This is a genomic window from Methylobacterium sp. P1-11, assembly GCF_008329595.1.
Lineage (GTDB): Bacteria > Pseudomonadota > Alphaproteobacteria > Rhizobiales > Beijerinckiaceae > Methylobacterium.
The window spans coordinates 56,812-75,987 of record NZ_NPKS01000002.1 but is presented as its reverse complement, the minus strand read 5'-3'; the positions used below and the strand labels follow the sequence as shown (position 1 = coordinate 75,987).

Annotated in this window: 18 protein-coding genes; 11 read left to right on the top strand and 7 right to left on the bottom strand. The window is 69.3% G+C overall.

All coding sequences use genetic code 11. The features are described 5' to 3' along the window. Positions 1–122 precede the first annotated feature (122 nt). The 4 genes from CIW48_RS02475 (at position 123) to CIW48_RS02460 (ending at position 2,674) form a co-directional block, all read left to right on the top strand. On the top strand, positions 123–524 hold the full coding sequence (locus tag CIW48_RS02475; protein ID WP_149308771.1) for a hypothetical protein: 402 nt from the start codon (positions 123–125) through the stop codon (positions 522–524). Positions 525–635: 111 nt separating this feature from the next. Then, positions 636–1,853: an LL-diaminopimelate aminotransferase gene (locus CIW48_RS02470; protein WP_149308769.1), complete on the top strand. Its 1,218-nt coding sequence runs from the start codon at positions 636–638 to the stop codon at positions 1,851–1,853. A gap of 134 nt (positions 1,854–1,987) precedes the next feature. Continuing rightward, the gene (locus CIW48_RS02465) at positions 1,988–2,200 is read left to right on the top strand and encodes a hypothetical protein (protein ID WP_012321979.1); all 213 of its coding nucleotides are present in this window, start codon (positions 1,988–1,990) and stop codon (positions 2,198–2,200) included. Between the two features lie 114 nt (positions 2,201–2,314). Then, on the top strand, positions 2,315–2,674 hold the full coding sequence (locus CIW48_RS02460; RefSeq protein ID WP_149308767.1) for a hypothetical protein: 360 nt from the start codon (positions 2,315–2,317) through the stop codon (positions 2,672–2,674). A 21-nt stretch (positions 2,675–2,695) separates the two neighbouring features. On the opposite strand, the gene CIW48_RS02455 is transcribed toward CIW48_RS02460, so the two are convergent. Next, entirely contained in the window at positions 2,696–3,034 is a 339-nt protein-coding gene (locus tag CIW48_RS02455; protein WP_149308765.1) for a DUF3140 domain-containing protein, read from the bottom strand. 197 nt (positions 3,035–3,231) lie between these two features. Here CIW48_RS02455 and prfB point away from each other — a divergent pair. After that, positions 3,232–4,360 (top strand): peptide chain release factor 2 gene (prfB, locus tag CIW48_RS02450; protein WP_139173889.1). Its coding sequence is split into 2 segments (ribosomal slippage): positions 3,232–3,300 and positions 3,302–4,360, totalling 1,128 coding nucleotides; the frame shifts between segments, so codons are not numbered across the junction. A 222-nt stretch (positions 4,361–4,582) separates the two neighbouring features. Here prfB and CIW48_RS02440 read toward each other — a convergent pair. From CIW48_RS02440 to CIW48_RS02415, 6 genes are all read right to left on the bottom strand, one after another. Further along, a complete protein-coding gene (locus tag CIW48_RS02440) occupies positions 4,583–6,184 on the bottom strand; it encodes a gamma-glutamyltransferase family protein (protein WP_149308763.1) in 1,602 nt (533 codons plus the stop codon). A gap of 194 nt (positions 6,185–6,378) precedes the next feature. Then, complete coding sequence (locus tag CIW48_RS02435; protein ID WP_149308761.1) at positions 6,379–7,302, bottom strand: ATP-binding cassette domain-containing protein; 924 nt, start codon at positions 7,300–7,302, stop codon at positions 6,379–6,381. Further along, positions 7,299–8,315, bottom strand: coding sequence for an ABC transporter ATP-binding protein (locus CIW48_RS02430; RefSeq protein ID WP_149308759.1), 1,017 nt, complete (start codon positions 8,313–8,315; stop codon positions 7,299–7,301). Before CIW48_RS02430 ends, CIW48_RS02435 begins: the two co-directional genes overlap by 4 nt. Then, positions 8,312–9,241, bottom strand: a complete 930-nt coding sequence (locus tag CIW48_RS02425; RefSeq protein ID WP_149308757.1) for an ABC transporter permease — start codon at positions 9,239–9,241, stop codon at positions 8,312–8,314. The genes CIW48_RS02430 and CIW48_RS02425 overlap by 4 nt, the downstream gene beginning before the upstream one ends. Further along, positions 9,238–10,182 carry an ABC transporter permease gene (locus tag CIW48_RS02420; protein ID WP_149308755.1) on the bottom strand — a complete coding sequence of 315 codons (945 nt, stop codon included), beginning with the start codon at positions 10,180–10,182 and terminating at the stop codon, positions 9,238–9,240. Before CIW48_RS02420 ends, CIW48_RS02425 begins: the two co-directional genes overlap by 4 nt. Then, positions 10,182–11,669: an ABC transporter substrate-binding protein gene (locus CIW48_RS02415; RefSeq protein ID WP_149308753.1), complete on the bottom strand. Its 1,488-nt coding sequence runs from the start codon at positions 11,667–11,669 to the stop codon at positions 10,182–10,184. The genes CIW48_RS02420 and CIW48_RS02415 overlap by 1 nt, the downstream gene beginning before the upstream one ends. Positions 11,670–11,993: 324 nt before the next feature. Here CIW48_RS02415 and CIW48_RS02410 point away from each other — a divergent pair, with 324 nt between their 5' ends. The 6 genes from CIW48_RS02410 to CIW48_RS02385 all read left to right on the top strand — a co-directional run bounded on the left by CIW48_RS02410 (position 11,994) and on the right by CIW48_RS02385 (position 19,168). Further along, complete coding sequence (locus tag CIW48_RS02410) at positions 11,994–12,533, top strand: PilZ domain-containing protein (RefSeq protein WP_149308751.1); 540 nt, start codon at positions 11,994–11,996, stop codon at positions 12,531–12,533. 136 nt (positions 12,534–12,669) lie between these two features. After that, the gene (locus CIW48_RS02405) at positions 12,670–13,278 is read left to right on the top strand and encodes a HupE/UreJ family protein (protein WP_149308749.1); all 609 of its coding nucleotides are present in this window, start codon (positions 12,670–12,672) and stop codon (positions 13,276–13,278) included. A gap of 62 nt (positions 13,279–13,340) precedes the next feature. After that, complete coding sequence (locus CIW48_RS02400) at positions 13,341–13,664, top strand: LysR family transcriptional regulator (protein WP_197739343.1); 324 nt, start codon at positions 13,341–13,343, stop codon at positions 13,662–13,664. A gap of 121 nt (positions 13,665–13,785) precedes the next feature. Then, complete coding sequence (locus CIW48_RS02395; protein WP_149308745.1) at positions 13,786–14,475, top strand: metal ABC transporter permease; 690 nt, start codon at positions 13,786–13,788, stop codon at positions 14,473–14,475. A gap of 416 nt (positions 14,476–14,891) precedes the next feature. Beyond that, positions 14,892–16,547 (top strand): porin, encoded by a 1,656-nt coding sequence (locus tag CIW48_RS02390; RefSeq protein ID WP_149308743.1) that lies wholly within the window; start codon positions 14,892–14,894, stop codon positions 16,545–16,547. A gap of 965 nt (positions 16,548–17,512) precedes the next feature. Further along, on the top strand, positions 17,513–19,168 hold the full coding sequence (locus CIW48_RS02385; RefSeq protein ID WP_149308741.1) for a porin: 1,656 nt from the start codon (positions 17,513–17,515) through the stop codon (positions 19,166–19,168). The last annotated feature ends 8 nt before the right edge of the window (positions 19,169–19,176 follow it).

The window sequence follows — 19,176 nt, the reverse complement described above, 5'->3', positions numbered from 1 at the left end:
ATCTGTTGACCCGATGGCGCGGGCCTCGTTTCCGACAAAATAAGGAGCGAGCCAGAGTTTTCGCCAGCCCGGCTCTGGACGTCGCCGAAACATCCGGCCGATCTTTTCATACGCATGTGACGATGGATCGTGCCATTTTGAACCCCGCCGTCCGTCCGCATCGCGCCGGTCCGTTGTCTCGCCTGACCTGCACGGTCGGCCTGGGACTGCTGGTCGGCGCGCTCGGAGCCTGCTCGGGCGACGTCGTCCGCTCGCTGGCCTCCGATGCAGGCTACGGGCCGCGGGTCGTTGCGGCCCCGGATTTCGTCACGGACACGCGGAACAAGGCGCAGCCCGACTTCATGCCGGTGGGCGTCGACGCGCCGAAGCGGCCGGTCCGGGCCAAGTCGGTTTTGGGCCAGAAGGCCCTGGAGGCGGAACTGGAGGGCGCCCGCGGCCGCAACGAGGCCCGGGGACGGGCCGCCGCGAGCGCCGGGCGAGGCGCCGCCGCCACCATCAAGCCGGCCCCGGCGGCGCCGCAATAGCCGGCCTTTTTTCAGGGTCGGCGGCGGCCCACAACTCTGCTAGAGCAAGTGGTTCGCGCGACCGGCCCAGACGAGAGACGCCAGATTCGGGACGCGCCGATGGACACGCCCATGACCGACTTCCACCGCATCAAGCGACTGCCGCCCTACGTCTTCGAGCAGGTCAACCGGATCAAGGCCGCCGCCCGAGCGCAGGGTGCCGACATCATCGATCTCGGCATGGGCAACCCGGATCTCGATGCTCCGAAGCACGTCATCGCCAAGCTGTGCGAGACGGCCGGGCGGCCGCGCACGGATCGCTACTCGGCCTCCAAGGGCATTGCCGGCCTCCGCAAGGCCCAGGCCAGCTACTACCAGCGCCGCTTCGGCGTGACACTGAACCCCGACACGCAGGTCGTGGCGACCCTCGGCTCGAAGGAGGGGTTCGCCAACATGGCCCAGGCGATCACCGCCCCGGGCGATGTCGTGCTGGTGCCGAACCCGAGCTATCCGATTCACGCCTTCGGCTTCCTGATGGCCGGCGGCGTCATCCGCTCGGTGCCGGCCGAGCCGACCCCGGCGATGTTCCCCGCCCTCGAGCGGGCCATGCGCCACTCGATCCCGAAGCCGGTGGCGCTGGTCGTGTGCTACCCGTCGAATCCGACCGCCTACGTGGCGAGCCTCGACTTCTACCGGGACCTCGTGGCCTTCGCGAAGCAGCACGAGCTGATCCTGCTGTCGGACCTCGCCTACGCGGAGGTCTATTTCGACGACAACCCGCCGCCGTCGGTGCTGCAGGTGCCCGGTGCCATCGACTGCACGGTGGAATTCACCTCGCTGTCGAAGACCTACTCGATGGCCGGCTGGCGGATGGGCTTCGCGGTGGGCAACGAGCGCCTGCTCGCGGCGCTCACCCGGGTGAAGTCCTACCTCGATTACGGCGCCTTCACGCCGATCCAGGTCGCCGCGACCGCCGCCCTCAACGGGCCGGACGACTGCATCCACGAGATGCGCAGCATCTATCGGAAGCGCCGCGACGCGCTGGTCGAATCCTTCGGCAAGGCCGGCTGGACCATCCCGTCGCCCGCCTCCTCGATGTTCGCCTGGGTGCCGATCCCCGAGCGCTACCGGGAGCTGGGCAGCCTCGAATTCTCCAAGCTGCTCCTGGAGAAGTCCGATGTGGCGGTCGCCCCCGGCATCGGCTTCGGCGAGTTCGGCGACGAGTATGTCCGCATCGCGCTCGTGGAGAACGAGCAGCGCATCCGGCAGGCGGCGCGCAACATCCGCCGGTTCTTCGACGGCACCGACAAGACGCTGCACAACGTCGTTCCGATGGCCCGGGCCGGCTAGCCGGGCCCGCGCAGATTGTTGCCGCGGGGCGACAGGCGCCGTCAAAGGCGTCGGCGCCCCGCGCCGGCGCTTGTCAGGGCGGGGCGCGATGGCCAGGGTCAGGTGCGGGGGTCTTCCCGCGTCCCGAGTGTCGCATGCGCCGCCTGAACCTGATCGCCGCCCTGCTGCTCGCCGCCGCGGCCTCGGCCTGTGCGCCGAACCCGATCATCGCCCGGGATCCGATCCCCGCACCGGGACCGGCGGACGTGTACGCGTGCGACTCGAAGCCGTTGCCGGTCAACGCCTTCATGACGGATTGCCGCCCCGTTCCGGCGAGCCCGCAGGTCGTGCTGCGCGCGCGCGGCTGATGCCGCCCGGGAGTTTCGGTAACCGGTCGATTCGGATGCGCCGGACAAGCCGCCCGCGATCAGCTAGACTGTAGGCCAGATGCCGGCTCGTCCGGCCCCCTGACGGAGCATCGCGTGAGCACCAAGACCCTGATCGCCGCCGGATTCCTCGCCCTCCTGGCGGGGCAGGGCGCCTCGGCCTCCGACGCCGCCTACCCGCCGGCGCCCTACCAGCCCCGCGCCTTCGTGTTCACCGCCCCGAACGGGCCGACCGTTCTGGAGACGGAGGGCTGCTGCCAGGTCGTCGTACCGCCGGGCCGGCCCGATCTCGCCCAGCCCGCGGTGCCGGTGGTCGAGGTGATGAACGGCGGCGGCTTCGGCTACACCGGGTTCGACTACTACAACGACCAGATCACCGAGGGGCGGTTCGGCGCGCGCAAGCGGCCGAAGGAGTACGTGATCGCCCCATCCTACATCGTGCCGCCGCGCTACTGAGCCGCCAGGTCTCCCGGGGTCTCAATCCTTCTGCGGATTGTGGCCCCAGTTCATGAGCGACATCCGCCACGGCGAGTCGGGGTCCTTCCGGGCCTCGCCGCCCTGCTTGAGGTGGCGATGGACGTAGCCCACGACCTTCCGCATGGCGGCGTAGTCGTCATCCGTCAGGTCGGCCTTCTTCGTATCCTTGATCGCCAGGATCCGCCGGCCCATCTCGTGGCCGGTCGACTCGCCGCCGTCCTTCTTCTGGCCGACCTCCCGGCTCGCCTCGCTGTCGAGATGCTTCTTCAGCGCCGCCGGCGTCATGTTGACGGCCTCGTTGAAGTCCTGCCACGTCGCCGCGTGATCGTCGTCCGCCATCCGCTTGCCTCCTCGGCCGTGTCGCTCGTGCCCGACAACGCGCCTGACAGGCGCCGGCTCGGGACCATCCCTGCGGTCGGGCGCCGCACAGGCGCCAGGCGACGCGGCACGGAAGCGTTTACAGCCCGGCCCCCGGGGGGTATCACCCCGGCCCACGAGCCCTTACGCCTTTCCCACCCCCATTCCCGAAAAACCAGATGCGCGCCGAGATCGAGCAAGCCTCGGATGCCGCCAAGCAGTCTATAGGGCTGCTGAGGAGGCATCTTTGACTGGGATACAGTCGATAAACGCCTCGCGGAGCTGAACGCCGCTTCCGAGAACCCGGACCTCTGGAACGATGCCGAGGCCGCCCAGAAGGTCATGCGCGAGCGCCAGCAGCTCGACGAGGCCGTCACGGCGATCAAGAAGCTCGAGCGCGATCTCGAGGACGGCGCCACGCTGATCGAACTCGGCGAGATGGAGGGCGACGAATCCTCGATCCGCGAGGGCGAGGCCGCGATCCTGGCCGTCGAGAAGGAGGCCGCGAGCCGGCAGGTCGAGACCCTGCTGTCCGGCGAGGCCGACGGTTTCGACACCTATCTCGAGGTCCATGCCGGCGCCGGCGGCACCGAGAGCCAGGACTGGGCCAACATGCTCCAGCGCATGTACGCCCGCTGGGCCGAGCGCCGGAAGTACAAGGTCGAGGTCGTCGAGATGACCGACGGCGAAGAGGCCGGAATCAAGGGCGCCACGCTCCTGATCAAGGGCCACAACGCCTATGGCTGGCTCAAGACCGAGTCCGGTGTGCACCGGCTGGTGCGGATCTCGCCCTACGATTCCAGCGCCCGGCGGCACACCAGCTTCGCCAGCGTCTGGGTCTATCCGGTGATCGACGACCGGATCGAGATCGAGATCAAGGAATCCGACTGCCGGATCGACACCTACCGGTCGTCGGGCGCCGGCGGCCAGCACGTCAACACCACCGACTCGGCGGTGCGCATCACCCACAATCCCACCGGGATCGTGGTGGCGTGCCAGCAGGAGCGCTCGCAGCACAAGAACCGGGCGACCGCCTGGAACATGCTGCGCGCCCGGCTCTACGAGGCCGAGTTGAAGAAGCGCGAGGAGAAGGCCAACGCCGAGGCCGCCTCCAAGACCGATATCGGTTGGGGCCACCAGATCCGGTCCTACGTGCTGCAGCCGTACCAGCTGGTGAAGGACCTGCGCACTGGCACCCAGTCCACCGATCCGGACGAGGTGCTCGACGGCGACCTCGACCCGTTCATGGAGGCTTCGCTCGCCCAGCGGGTCTACGGCGGCAGCGAGGCGGTCGAGGATATCGACTGATCGGCCGGCAGGGCGTGACCCTGCCGGAGATCGTCGTTTCAAGTCTTGGTACCTCCAATCAGAACACCTCATCCCGAGGTGCCGGAGCGCAGCGGAGGCCTCGAAGGAGCCCTCCGGCCGGCCGCGCGATCCCTGGAGGCCTCCTTCGAGGCCCGCTGACGCGGGCACCTCGGGATGAGGGTGTCGTTGGGATAGAGCCCCGCATCCCCGGACTGATATCCCTCAATATCCCAGCGCGGCCCCATCCTTGCGCGGGTCCGATCCGGCCGCCAACGTGCCGGACTTGCGGTCGATCCAGATGACCTGCCCGCCGCCGAGCGGCAGCGGCGCGCGGATCGCCGGGTGGCCGCGTTCCTTCAGCCCCGCCATCACGGTGTCGGAGATCCCGCCCTCCACCTCCAGGCTGCCGCCATAGGCGAAGCTGCGCGGGGCATCGAGTGACTCCTGCACGTCGAGCCCCCGGTCGAGGAGACCGGAGAGCAGCTCGACATGCCCCATGGCCTGGTAGTGGCCGCCCATGACGCCGAACGGCGCGACCGCCTGCCCGTCCTTCATCAGCATGCCGGGGATGATCGTGTGCATCGGCCGCTTGCCCGGTCCGACGCTGTTCGGGTGACCGCCCTCCGTGCGGAAGGACAGGCCGCGATTGTGCAGCAGCACGCCGCTCTCCGGCGCCAGGATGCCCGAGCCGAAGCCCTGGAAGATCGAGTTGATCAGCGACAGCGCGTTGCCGTCCCGGTCGACCACGCAAAGGTAGACCGTGTCCTTGTGGGCGCGGCCCTCGGCCATTTCGCGGGCGATCTCGGGATAGATCTCCGGCTCGCGGGCCCGGCCCATGTCGATCGCCCCGTGGGCGGCGGCCCTCCAGGCGTCGGAGAGCAGGTGCTCGACCGGCACGTTGGCGAGGGCCGCGTCGCCGAACAGCACGTCGCGGTGATGGTAGCCCTGCTTGCACACCTCGGCGAAGAGGTGGAGCCGGTCGAGCTCCGACAGCGCGCCGACATCGTAGTGCGACAGCACGTTGAGCATCATCAGCGCCGCCAGCCCCTGGCCGGCGGGCGGGCACTCGTAGACGTCGTAGCCGCGGTAGCGGGTCGAGACCGGCACGACCACGTCGGGCCGGGCGGCGGCGAAGTCGTCCAGGGTGTGCAGGCCGCCGAGGGCCTTCAGCCGGCTCACCATGTCCTCGGCGACGGGGCCCGTGTAGAAGGCGCGCGCGCCCGCCTCGGCGATCTTCCGGAGCGTCGCCGCGAGCTTCGGCAGGCGGACCACGCTGCCGATCGCCGGCGCCTGTCCGCCGGGCAGGTAGGTCCCGGCGGCGTGCGGATCCGCGGCCACGCGCTCGGCGCCGCGCAGCCAGTCCCAGCCGACCCGCTGCTGGATCACGAATCCGTCCTCCGCGTAGCGGATCGCCGGCTGAAGCAGCTCGCCGAGGGACCGGGTCCCGTGCTCGCGCACCAGCAACTCCCAGGCCGCGACCGCGCCCGGCACCGTGACGGCGTGGGGCGAGGTCGGGGTGATCGCGACGCCGTGCTCTGCGTACCAGTCGGGCGTCGCGGCGGCCGGGGCCCGGCCTGACCCGTCGAGGGCGATGGGCTTCGTCGCGCCCGCGGGGGCATAGAGGGCGAAGCAATCGCCGCCGATGCCCGTCATGAGTGGATCGACCACGCATTGCACGGCGACCGCCGCGATCCCGGCATCGACGGCGTTGCCGCCGCCGCGCAGAACCTCAATGGCGGCGAGCGTGGAGAGCGGGTGCGAGGTCGCGACGGCAGCGTTGGCGGCGTAGACCGGGGAGCGGCCGGGGGCGGAGAAGTCTCTCACGGGATGTCCTGCTGTACTGAACGGGTTAGAGGCTGCCTGATCCAAAATGCGCCCTCATCCTGAGGTGCCGGAGCGAAGCGGAGGCCGCGAAGGAGGGCTCCAGAGATCGCGCGGCTGGCTGGGGCCCTCCTTCGAGGCCCGCTTCTCGGTCACCTCAGGATGAGGTGGAGAATGGGAGAGGCCGTGTAAGGCGCTCACGCGTGCTGCCCGCACGGCATCGCCACCCAGTGCCCCGGCGCCACTTCGGTGAGCGGCCCGTCGGGCGGCTGACCGTGGCCGGCGAGGTCCCGCGCGGCGAGGCGGGCGCGCTCCTCGGCCGGATGCGGCACTGGCACAGCGGCGAGCAGGCGGCGCGTGTAGGGATGGCGCGGATCCGCGTAGAGCGCGTCGGCCTCGGCCAGCTCGACGATCCGCCCGCGCCAGAGAACTGCGACCCGGTGGCAGAGGTAGCGCACCATCCGCAGGTCGTGGGAGATGAACAGGTAGGACAGGCCCATTTCGTCCTGCAGGTCCTGCAGCAGATTCACCACCTGCGCCTGGATCGAGACATCGAGCGCCGCGATCGGCTCGTCGGCGACGATGAAGCTGGGTTTGAGGGCGATCGCCCGGGCGATGCAGATGCGCTGCCGTTGGCCGCCCGAGAATTGGTGCGGGTAGCGCCCCATGAAACGCGGATCGAGCCCGACCCGCTGGAACAAAGCCGCTACCGCCTCCCGCCGCTCCGGGCCGCGCATGTCGCGCCGGTGCAGCTTGAACGCCTCCGCGACGTAGTCGCCCGCGCTCATCCGCGGGTTGAGGGCCGCGTAGGGGTCTTGGAACACCGTCTGGATCCGGGCGCGCATCTTCCGCATTGCGCCGGCCGAGAGCTTGGCGAGGTCGGTGCCCTCGAACGCGATGGTGCCGGAGGTCGGCGGATTGAGCATCGTCACGGCTCGGCCGATGGTCGACTTGCCGGAGCCGGATTCGCCGACGAGGCCCAGGGTCTCGCCGGGGCGGATGTCGAAGCTGACACCCTCGACGGCGCGGAACACCGAGGCCTTGCCACCCCACCACGAGCGCAGGGGATAGTGCTTGGACAGGTCGCGCACCGAGACGATCGGACGATCCTGAACGCTCACCGGGCCACCTCCTGACGCAGCAGGTTCGGCAGGTCGTACCAGGCGGCGACGAGATGGCCGGGGGCGGCGCCGGGCGCCTGCGCCAGGGGCGGCATCTCGGTCCGGCAGCGCGGAGTCGCGAAGGCGTTGCGCGGCGCGAAGGGATCGCCCGGCGGCAGGTGGCGCATGTCCGGCGGCGCGCCCTCGATCTGGTGCAGGCGGCGGCGCCCGGCGCGGCCGCCAGAGAGGTCCGGCAGGGAGCGCAGCAGGCCGAGCGTGTAGGCGTTGCGCGGATCGGCGAAGATGTCGTCGACCGGGCCGCGCTCCAGGATCCGGCCGGCATACATCACCTGGACGGTGTCGCTGATTCCCGCCACCACGCCGAGGTCGTGGGTGATCCAGATGATCGCCATGCCGAGCTCGCGCTTCAGCTCCTGCACCAGGGCGACGATCTCGGCCTGGACGGTGACGTCGAGGGCCGTGGTCGCCTCGTCGGCGATCAGCAACTTCGGGCGGCAGCTGAGGCCGATGGCGATCATCACGCGCTGGCGCTGGCCGCCGGAGAACTCGTGCGGGTACTGGTCGAGGCGCGAAGCTGCGTTCGGGATGCGCACGAGGTCGAGCAGCTCCCTGGCCCGGGCGCGGGCCGCGCGCGCGTCGAGGCCGAGATGGATCCGCAGCGGCTCGATGAGCTGGGCCGCCACGGTCATGCCGGGGTTGAGCGAGCTCATCGGGTCCTGGAACACGAAGCCGATCGCGCCGCCGCGGATCTTTCGCAACTCCCGCTCCTTCAGCGCGAGCAGGTCGCGGCCCTCGAACAGCACCTGACCGCCGGTGATCCGACCCGGCGGGCGCGGGATCAGGCCCAGCATGGCCAGCACGTGCACGCTCTTTCCGGAGCCGGACTCGCCGACGATCCCCAGCGTCTCGCCCTCGTGCAGGGTGTAGGAGACGCCGTTGACCGCATGGACCGCGCCGCCGTCGGTGTCGAAGGCGACCGCGAGGTCGCGGACGTCGAGGAGAGGCTTGGTCATGTGCGCTGCCTCGGATCGAGGGCGTCCCGCAGGCCGTCGCCGAACAGGTTGAAGGCGAGCACGGCGAGGAAGATCGACAGGCCGGGCCAGATCGCCATCCAGGGCGCCTCGTCCATGAAGTTCTTGGCGGTGTTGAGCATCGCCCCCCAGGACGGCTCGGGCGGCTGCTGGCCGAGGCCCAGGAAGGACAGGCTCGCCTCCGCGATGATGGCGGCCGCGATGGTCAGCGTCGCCTGGACGAGGATCGCCGGGACGATGTTGGGCAGGATGTGGACCCGGGCGATCCGCCAGGGCGGGTTGCCCATGGCGCGCGCCGCCTCGACGAACTCCTCCGCCGCTACGGCGCGCACCTGCGCCCGGGTCAGCCGGATGAAGATCGAGGTCGCCGACAGGCCGATGGCGATCATCGCGTTGACGAGGCTCGGTCCCAGGAAGGCGGCCAGCGCGATCGCCAGGATCAGGAACGGGATCGCCAGGAGGGCGTCGGTGAGGCGGGAGATCGCCCCGTCCACCCAGCCGCCGGCGTAGCCGGCGAGCATCCCGAGCGGCAGGCCGAGGGAGACGGCCAGAGCCACCGACACCAGACCGGCGCCGAGCGACGCGCGGGCGCCGAAGATGATCCGCGAGAGCACGTCGCGCCCGACCTCGTCGCCGCCGAACGGGTGCGCGAGGCTCGGCGCGCCGCGGACATTGCCCCAGTCGGTGGCGGTGGGGTCATAGGGGGCGATCCAGGGCGCGAACACCGCCATCAGCACCAGCAGGCCGACGATGACGAGGCCCGCGACGGCGCTCCTGCGCGCGCGCAGGCGGCGCCAGAAGGCCGCGAGGGTGCCGGGCTCCTGGATAAGGGTGTGGGCGGGGCTGCCGGAGGGGGCGGCCTCCAGTCCGACGGCCTCGGCGCGGGCGATCTCGCTGCCGGTGCTCATGCCCGCCTCAACTTCGGGTTCACGGCCGCCGAGAGCAGGTCGGCGGCGAGGTTCAGGGCGATGTAGGTGGCGGCGGTGCAGATCACGACGCCCTGCACGGTGGCGAAATCCCGGTTGAACACGGCGTCGACCATCAGCTTGCCGAAGCCCGGCACGGAGAAGACCTGCTCGGTGAGCACAGCCCCCGACAGGAGTTGCCCGAATTCGAGCGCCCCGAGGGTGATGATCGGGATCGCCGCGTTGGGCAGCGCGTGCCGCAGGGTGACCCGCAGCGGCGAGACGCCCTTGGCGCGCGCCGTCCGGACGTAGTCGGAGCCGAGCACGCCCAGCATCGCCGCGCGGGTGTGGCGCATCATCACCGCCGCGATGGCGTTGCCGAGCACGAAGGCCGGCATCACCATGGCGGCGAGGTTCTCCGACAGGCTCTCGAACGGCGAGACGTAGCCGGAGGCCGGCAGCCAGCCGAGCTCCACCGAGAACAGCAGGATCAGCAGGATCCCGAGCCAGAAGTTCGGCACCGACAGGCCCCAGAGCGCGATTCCGTTGGCAACTGTGTCGGCGGCCTGACCGCGCTTCACCGCCGAGAGCACGCCCATCGGCACTCCGATGGCCAGCGCCACCAGCATGGCGAGACAGGCGAGTTCGAGCGTCACCGGCAGCTTCTCGACGATCAACTCGGAGACCGGCTTCTGCAACCGGATCGACTCGCCGAAGTCCCCGCGCAGCACGCCGCCGGCCCAGTAGGCGTAGCGCACCGGCAGCGGCTCATCGAGGTGGTACTTCTCGCGGATGAAGGCGATCACCTGCGGGTCGCGCTCCTCGCCGGTGAGCGCGGTGGCGACGTCGCCCGGCAGCAATTGCTGCAGGGCGAAGATGATCATCGAGGCGAGGATGAGAGTCGGGACCGCCAGGGCGAGGCGTCTGGCCAGGAACTGCAGCATCAGTTGAGCTTCAGCCCGGTGAAACGCACCAGTCCGTCGGGGTAAGGCACGAAGCCCGTGAGCTTCTGGCTGTAGGCCCAGAGCAGCTTGCGGTGCAGGATATAGATGCCGGGCCGGTCCTTCAGCACCTGATCGGCCAGCGCCTTCCAGGCGGCCTTGCGCTTGGCCGGGTCGACGGTGCCGCGCTCAGCCTGGAGCGCCGCGTCGGCCTCCGGGCTGCAATACTTGGGATAATTCAGCGCCGCCTTGCAGGCCAGGAAGCTGTATGTGTTGCCGTCCGGGTCGGAGCGGCCGCTCCAGGAATAGAGCTGCGCCTCGTAATTGCCCTTGTCGGCGGCATCGAGCGCCGTGGTGAAGTCCACGGCCTGAATCTTCACGTCGAACCCGGCCTCCTTGGTCATCGCCTGGATCACCTGCCCGACCTGCGGCGACTCGCTGTTGGCGTAGACGGTGAGCGTGATCTGCGGGTTCGGCTTGCCGGCCTCGGCGAGCAGCGCCTTGGCCTTCGCGACGTCCCGCTTCGGGATCGGGTACTCGGCGACGTAGTTCGGGTTCTTCGGGTTGACCCACTGGTTCCCGGCCAGGAACTCGCCATTGTAGACCACCTGGTTGATGGCGTTGCGGTCGAGGGCCGCCTCGAAGGCCGCGCGGACCTTCGGGTCGGCCACCGGCGAGCCGGCCTTGTTGGGATTGAACAGGATCTCTTGGAAGCCGAGTTCGTAGGTGGATTCGAGCTTCAGCTTGGCGTCGCGCTTCACCTGCGCCACGTCGGTGGGGGCGAGCCGCTCCAGCAAATCGAGCTGTCCGGCGCGCAGGTTGGTCAGGCGCACGGTGGCGTCGGGGATCGGCCGGAACTCGATCCGCTGGATGTGGATCGCGTCCTTGTTCCAGTATTCGGGGAAGCGCTCGACCACGATCCGGTCCTGCGGCACCCGCTCGACGAACCGGTACGGGCCCGCGCAGACCGGCGCGGAGGCGAACTTGTCGCCGAGGCGCTCGGCGGCTTTCGGCGAGACCATCATGCCGGCCCGGTCGGTGAATTGCGCTATCAGCGGCGCGAAGGGCTGCTTCAGGTTGATGCGGACGGTGAGGTCGTCGACCACGTCCACCGAATCGATCGGCGCGATCTCCGAGCGGCGCTGCGAGCCCGGCATCTTCATGTGGCGCTCGATCGAGTATTTGGCCGCCGCGGCGTCGAGCTTCTCGCCGTCCTGGAACAGCACGTTCGGGCGCAGGTGCAGGGTCAGCGCCTTCTCGTCGGGCGACAGCTCCCAGGACGTGGCGAGCTGCGGGACCGGTTTCAGGTCGGGCCCGATATCCACGAGCTTGTCGCAGAGCGCGGCGAAGACCATTCGGCTCGCGAAGGTGCGGGCGAGCGTCGGGTCGAGGGCGTCCGGATCCTCCATCATGCCGTAGCGCACGGTCTGCGCAGCGGCCGGCGCCGTGAGGGCGATTCCGGCGAGGAGACAGGCGGCGAAACGCAACATCAGACCGGTCCGGATGCAGGCGAGAGGGACGGGAGGGATAGGCCGTGGCCGATCCACCGGGCGCCCGACACTGTCGCGCGGCCGCGTGGCATGCACAATCCCAGGCAGCATCCATGCCATTCGGTCAGGATGCATCTTGTATCCAGTTTTCTGCCACGGGCCGATCAGGTTCGGCGGCTCGGGCGGCGGAGGGCGATCGACACGGGCCGGGATAAGGTCAATTTTACAAATCGCCTGAACAGCCCGGAAAATTCTTCGGCCGCACAAGATGGCTGAGGTATTCCTCACGATGATGCAGGTGTGATGGTCCGGCGGCACGTCGTCATGTTGCCTGCGTTGTGCTGGAACCAACGGCGCCGCGACTTCTACGCCGTGACCGCCGATGTCTCGACCGAGGGCATCCGCTTCCGCTCCTCCTCCCTGCTGGCAGCGGGTGAGGATCTCACCTGCAGCATCCGCCATGTCGGGACGCTCGAAGCACGCATCGCCCGCGCGGCCGGCCAGGAATTCATCGTCAGCGTCCGGGGCGGCCGCGCGACCCTCGCCGAACTCGCCCGCCAGTTTGTCACGCTGGCGCGGGCCCAGGACCTGCAGCCTGAGCCGGTCCGGGCACACCGGCGGATCGTGCCGAGGCAGAAGATCGTCCAGATCACGACGGCGTCGGGCCAGGCCTTCCTCGGGCATGTCCTCAACGTCTCGGCCTCCGGCATTGCCCTGCTCGTAGACCACGAGCTGGAGATCGGCGCGATGATCCAGGTCGGGCAGAAATCCGCGACGGTGATGCGCCACTTCACCCACGGCGTCGGAGCCGCCTTCGCGGAGCCGTTCGCGCCGAGCGCGGTCCACGAGGCGATGGCGTTCTGACGCATCGGCCCGAGCAGCCCTGAGCAGGAGGGCCGCGCCTCTGCCGCGAGGGGCAGCCGGCGCTCATCCGCCGCCAGCCCCTCGCGGCAGAGGCGGAACGGCGCTACATCTTCGCAGACCCAGCCAAGGATCTCCGATGAAGCGTCTGCTCTCCTTCCGCACCGCCGCGCCTCTGGCGCTCCTGCCGGCCGCGCTCATCCTCCTTCCTCAGGCGGCGCTCGCCCATCCGGGCCACGGTCCGGCGATGGGCGCGGAGGCGGGCTTTCTCCATCCGCTGCTGGGCACGGACCACGTGCTCGCGATGGTGGCGGTCGGCCTCCTCGCGAGCCTCCGCGGCGGACGGGCGCTCTGGGCTCTGCCCCTGTCCTTCCTGGCGCTGATGGGTGTCGGGGCCGGCGTCGGCATGGCCGGTGTCGCGCTGCCCCATGTCGAGGTCGGGATCGCCCTGTCGATCGTCGCGTTCGGCCTCGCCGCCATCGTCGGTCTGCGCGCACCGGTCGCCCTGCTGGCCGCCCTGGTCGGCGTCTTCGCGGTGTTCCACGGCTTCGCCCACGGGGCCGAGATGCCGGAGACCGCCTCCGGCCTGTCCTTCGGCTTCGGGTTCCTCGCGGCCACCGCGCTCCTGCACGCCGCCGGGATCGGCCTCGGCCTCGCGACGACGCGGATCGGAGCGACACGGGCGGCGCCGGCCCTCGGTGCCTGCCTCGCCGCGGCCGGTCTCGCCCTGCTGGCGCTTCCGGCCTGAGCGCTTCCGCCGACCCGCTCCGGGGGCGGGCCTCCGCCGCCGGAGCGGGACCGCGCCTGAGTATCCGCATCGATCTCGGGCCGGGGCATCGCCTCGGTCCCGGGAAGGTGCGGCTTCTGGAGATGATCGCCGAGCACGGTTCCATCGCGGGCGCCGGCCGCGCGCTCGGCATGTCGTATCGGCGCGCGTGGCTGCTGGTCGAGGCGATGAATACCGGCTTCGGCCGGCCGGTGGTCGAGGCGCAGACCGGCGGACGGGCCGGAGGCGGCGCCCGTCTCTCGGCCTTCGGGGCCGACGTGGTCGCCCGGTACTGGGCCGTCGAGGCGGCCGCGGAAGCGGCGGCGGCCCCGTTCCTCGGCCGGCTGGGGCAGGCCGGGGACGCGTAACCGGCCGGGGGCCGGGCGCGATATCCGGTTGCGATGTCCCAGCCCCCGGGGCTGACCGCGCCGCATCCCGACCCACGTCCCGCCGGTCGCAGCAATCCCGGCGGCAAGAAGAGGACCCCCCATGGCAAAGTTCACGACGCTCGCCCTGATGAGCCTGCTGGCCGTCACCACCGGTGCGCAGGCGGCTCCGCAGGTCGAGCGCCTGCGCGGGACCGTCGAGGCGGTGGCGGGCGGCGGCTTCACCCTGAAGACGCGCGACGGCGCAGCGGAATTCCTGGCGCTTGCCCCCGACGCGAAGGTCTCCTGGGTCGTCCCGTCGAGCCTCGACGCGATCAAGGACGGCGTCTTCATCGGCACCGCCACGAAGGGCGAGCCGCCGGTGGCGCTGGAAGTGTTGCTGTTCCCCGAGGCGATGCGCGGCACCGGCGAGGGGCACTACGACTGGGATATGATCCCCGACCACACGGCGGGCGGCGCACCGGTGAAGAGCGCCATGACCAACGGCACCGTGAAGACGGACATGCGCTCGACCGCGGCGGACGCGCCCCGTGTGAAGAGCGCGATGACCAACGGGACCGTGAAGGCCAGCAGCGGCGGGGCGGAGCGGACCCTCACGGTCGATTACGGCAAGGGCCAGTCCCTGCAGATCCTGGTGCCACCGCAGGCGCCGGTCGTCAGCTTCGAGCCCGCCAGCGCCGCGGCCCTCGCGCCCGGCGCCAAGGTCTTCGTGCTCGCCGCGCGCGGGAATGACGGCCGCTTCACCGCCCGGCGCGTCGCCGTCGGCAAGGATGGCCTGACGCCGCCCATGTGAGACGGCTCTCACGCCCTGTCCGCGGAGCGGCCGACCGGCGCCGCCCCGCGGACGAATCGCCGGAAGGCTCGTGTGCCGCGCCCGCCGGAATCGGACTCGGCGAGGCGCTGCCCGTCGAAGCGGCACATCCGCCGCTCAGGACAGCATTCGTGCGCATTCGGCGAACCCTTGCCGACTAAATCGTCCTCAGAATGTTGCCAGGCCGCAACATCAGGCTGGAACTGCCAAGGCGGCCGCGAATCCTCGTTGCTCGCGGAAACCCGTTCGCACATGGTGATCGTGCACGGGGGCATCGCCAAGCGAGAGCCCGCAGGAGCCTGCCACTTAAGACGCGGGCCAAACCTACAGAACGTGCGGCTAGACCCGGATAACCGGGCACGTCCGCATCATTGGGTCTCGAAGCTTTGGAGATGTCTATGAAGCTCTTGAAGAGCTCATTGCTCGGGTCTGCTGCTGCGTTCGCGGCGGTGGGTGCTGCTCATGCCGCCGACCTCCCGGTCAAGAAGGCGGTCCCGATCGAATACGTCCGCGTCTGCGGCGCGTACGGCGCCGGCTTCTTCTACATTCCCGGCACCGACACCTGCCTGCGTCTCTCCGGCCGCGCCCGGTTCGAGGGCGGCTACATGACCAGCTACTCGCGCCAGAACGGCACGAACGTCGGCGACACGTCGGGCTACCAGGGTCGCCTGCGCATCAACCTTGATGCCCGCACCCAGACCGCCTACGGCACGCTGCGGGCCTTCGTCCGCCTCGATGCCGGCGCCCGCACCGGCTATTCCGGCGTCGGCACCTCCGGCACCCAGCAGCGCATCGGTCAGGCCTTCCCGGGCCTCGGCATCGACAGCTTCGGCCGTGACCAGCAATTCGTGAACGTCGACAAGGCGTTCATCCAGTTCGCCGGCATGACCGCCGGTCGCGCCTCCTCGTTCTTCGACTTCTACGCCCACGATTTCGAGTTCGCCGGCGCCACGCTCGGCTCGGACAACGCCTCCACCAACCTGCTCGCCTACACGGCGACGTTGGGCAACGGCTTCTCCGCCACGATCTCGGCCGAAGACCCGGTCTTCCGCCGCAGCCCGATCTTCTCGCCCACCAACAATCCAGGGGGCGTCACCAACAACGCGTCGATTGCGAACTTCGCCCAGACGAACTCGCCGGCCGAGGTGTTCATCGGCTACACCAATGGCGTGCCGACCCGGTACAGCTTCGTCGACGTGATCCAGCGCTCGCGCATCCCGGACGTCGTCGGCGTGCTGCGCCTCGATCAGGCCTGGGGCTCGGCTCAGGTCTCGGCTGCGATGCACGAGCTGAACGTCGGCAACGTCGCCAACGGCGCGGGCACCGGCACCGGCTCGAACATCAGCATCCCGCACACGAACAACTCCTACGGTTGGGCTGTTCAGGGCGGCCTGAAGATCAACACGCCGTTCATCGCCCCGGGCGACGCGCTCTACCTGCAGGGCGCCTACGGCTCCGGCTCGCAGCTCTACACCGGCTACTCCGCGTTCAGCGGCTCCTACTCGCAGAACGCGGCCACGATCCAGGGCCAGAAGTTCAACCAGTTCTTCAACGACGCGACGGTGAACCCGTTCACGGGCCAGCTGGAGCAGTCCACCAGCTTCACCGTGACGGCCTCCTACCTGCACTACTGGTCGCCGGAATGGCGTTCGGCCTTCTTCGGGTCGTACGGCGAGATGGATTTCCGCAGCGGTGCCCGTCTGGCTCAGGGCGCAGCCTTCGCACTGGCCAACCCGGCCGGCGCCAACTCCTTCGGCACCAACGCCGTCGGCGCGCCGGGGACCCGGTTCTTCCAGCTCAGCGAGGCGCTGCGCGACACCTACCAGTTCGTGGCGGGCGGCAGCATCATCTGGTCGCCGGTCAAGGATCTCGATATCGGTGTCGAGGGCTTCTACACCCAGATCGGCGTCAAGAACGGCCGCGTGATCGACAAGGACAAGAGCCCGACCGCCTACGCGAACGTCGCCGGCATCAACAACGGCACCTTCGTGCCGCGGACCACGACGGCGGACAGCGTGTCCACCTTCCGCTTCCGCGTCCAGCGCGACTTCTAAGCCAAACCACCGGCGCCGGGGCTTCGGCCTCAGCGCCGGTCCCCGTGCTTCAGAGACCTCAAGGCTCGGCTTCGGCCGGGCCTTTTTCGTTGTTGTCGGTGGGCCTGGACGCCTGAGGCATCGCGCTGCCCGCCTCCGGATCGAGCGGGCCTCCGGCTGGGGATGCCGCTGCGCTGCCGCGATGCGGAGCGTGACGCGGGAGAGCCCCGCGCCCGACTGCTCTCGTGGGGGCGCGGCCGAAGGCGGCCCGGCAGGGGGCGCTGCGGCCGACCGTGAGCGGGCCGGCCTGTCGGCTGGTCGGTGATTGAGCCGGTGCCTGGGACGCGCCGTGCCTCCGGAGTCGTCGCATGAGGGGCACAGCGCCGTGCCGCACGGCCCCGACCTCCGGATCCGGTCGGGGTCATTGATCCGGGCCGAGCCTGCGCGAACCTGACCCGGCCATCGAGTCCCGCATTCCGGTCTGCGAACCGGACGCACGCCGCTGGTGCCCCGAATCGTCATCCGGCTGCCGGGATCCCCTACGCTGCCACGCGCCGGCTTTGGTCGCGGCTATCCATGCCTCACGGGCCGGACGCGGCCTCTCCGAGGGGATTCCAGGGCCGCCCCCGATCGGCCGTCTTTGCTTCATGAAGATCGATCTTGATGTCATGAGATAAAACTAAGCTTATGACTCATTAAATATTCGAGATCGATCTACAAAAACAGTATGCGATTCGTTGTTGTCCATAATCTTCACTGAAAGTGTTGTGTCACTGCAACATAGATATGGAACGTCTTGCAAAAATATAGATCCATGTTGCCTGCATCGAAGATGAAGCACAGTGTCGTCTGGCGAATGGGCATCAAGATCGCTGAAGCAAGCCAGAGCATGCAAAAATTATGCGTATAAAACGCAAGTTGTTCTTGGCAAGACCAGATTGCGTCTGCCGTTTGCGACTTTTGAGCTTTCAGTTCCGGAGACATCGATGACATTGCTGAGATCATCGTTGCTGGGGTCCGCAGCCGCGTTCGCGGTCATGGGCGCTGCGCACGCCGCCGATCTGCCAGTCAAGAAGGCGGTTCCGATCGAATACGTCCGCGTCTGCGGTGCGTACGGCGCTGGCTTCTTCTACATTCCTGGCACAGATACTTGCCTGCGGATCTCGGGACGTGCGCGCTTCGAGGGCGGTTACCAGGCCAGCTATTCGCGCCAGAACGGCACGGGCAACGGCGACACGTCGGGCTACCAGGGCCGGATGCGCATCAACCTCGATGCCCGCACCCAGACCGGCTACGGCACGCTGCGCGCCTTCGTGCGCCTCGACGCCGGCGCCCGCACCGGCTACGCCGGCATCGGCCAATCCGGCACCCAGCAGCGCATCGGCCAAGCCTATCCGGGCCTCGGCATCGACAGCTACGGCCGCGACCAGCAATTCGCCAACGTCGACAAGGCGTTCATCCAGTTCGCGGGCCTGACCGCCGGTCGCGCCTCCTCGTTCTTCGATTTCTACGCCCACGACTTCGAGTTGGGCGGCGGCACGCTCGGGTCGGACATCGCGTCGACCAACCTGCTCGCCTACACGGTGACGGCCGGAAACGGCCTGTCGGCGACGCTCTCGATCGAGGACCCGGTCTTCCGCCGCACGCCGATCTTCTCCCCGACGGTCAACCCGGCGGGTGTCACGGTCAACACCAACCTCGCGAACTTCGCCCAATCGAACGCGCCGGTGCCGGTCTTCATCGGATACACCAACGGCGTCCCGTCGCGGTACGGCTTCGTGGACGCGATCCAGCGGGAGCGCCTGCCCGACTTCGTCGGCGCCCTGCGTCTCGACCAGGCCTGGGGCTCCGCCCAGCTGTCGGCCGCCTCGCACGAGCTGAACGTCGGCAATGTCGGCAACGGCGCCGGGACCGGCAGCGGCTCGAACCTCAGCCTCCCGCACACCAACAGCGTGCTGGGCTGGGCCGTTCAGGGCGGCCTGAAGGTCAACGCGCCCTTCGTCGCGCCGGGCGATGCCCTCTACCTCCAGGGGGCCTACGGCGAAGGCGCGCAGCTCTTTACCGGCTACTCCGCCTACAGCGGCTCGTACACGCAGAGCACGGCGACCATCCAGGGGCAGAAATTCGCCCAGTACTTCGCGGATGCGACGATCAATCCGTTCACCGGCCAGCTGCAGACCTCGCAGAGCTTCACCGCTACGGCGGCGTACCTGCACTACTGGTCGCCGGAATGGCGCTCGGCCTTCTTCGGCTCCTACGGCGAGCAGAGCTTCTCGCAGGGCGCGCGCCGGGCCCAGGGCGCGATCTTCAATCTCGTGAACCCGAACGGCGCCAACGCCTTCGGCTCCAACGCCGTCGGCGTACCCGGCACGCGGTTCTACCAGCTCAGCCAGGCCCTGCGCGACACCTACCAGTTCGTGGCGGGCGGCAGCGTGATCTGGTCGCCGGTCAAGGATCTCGATATCGGCGTGGAGGCTTTCTACACGCAGATCGGCCTGAAGAACGGCCGGGCGATCGACACCGACAAGAGCCCGACGGCCTATTCCAACGTCGCCGGCATCAACAACGGCACCTTCGTGCCGCGCACCGCGACCCAGGACTCGGCCTCGATGGTCCGCGTCCGCGTCCAGCGCGACTTCTGATCGGCAAT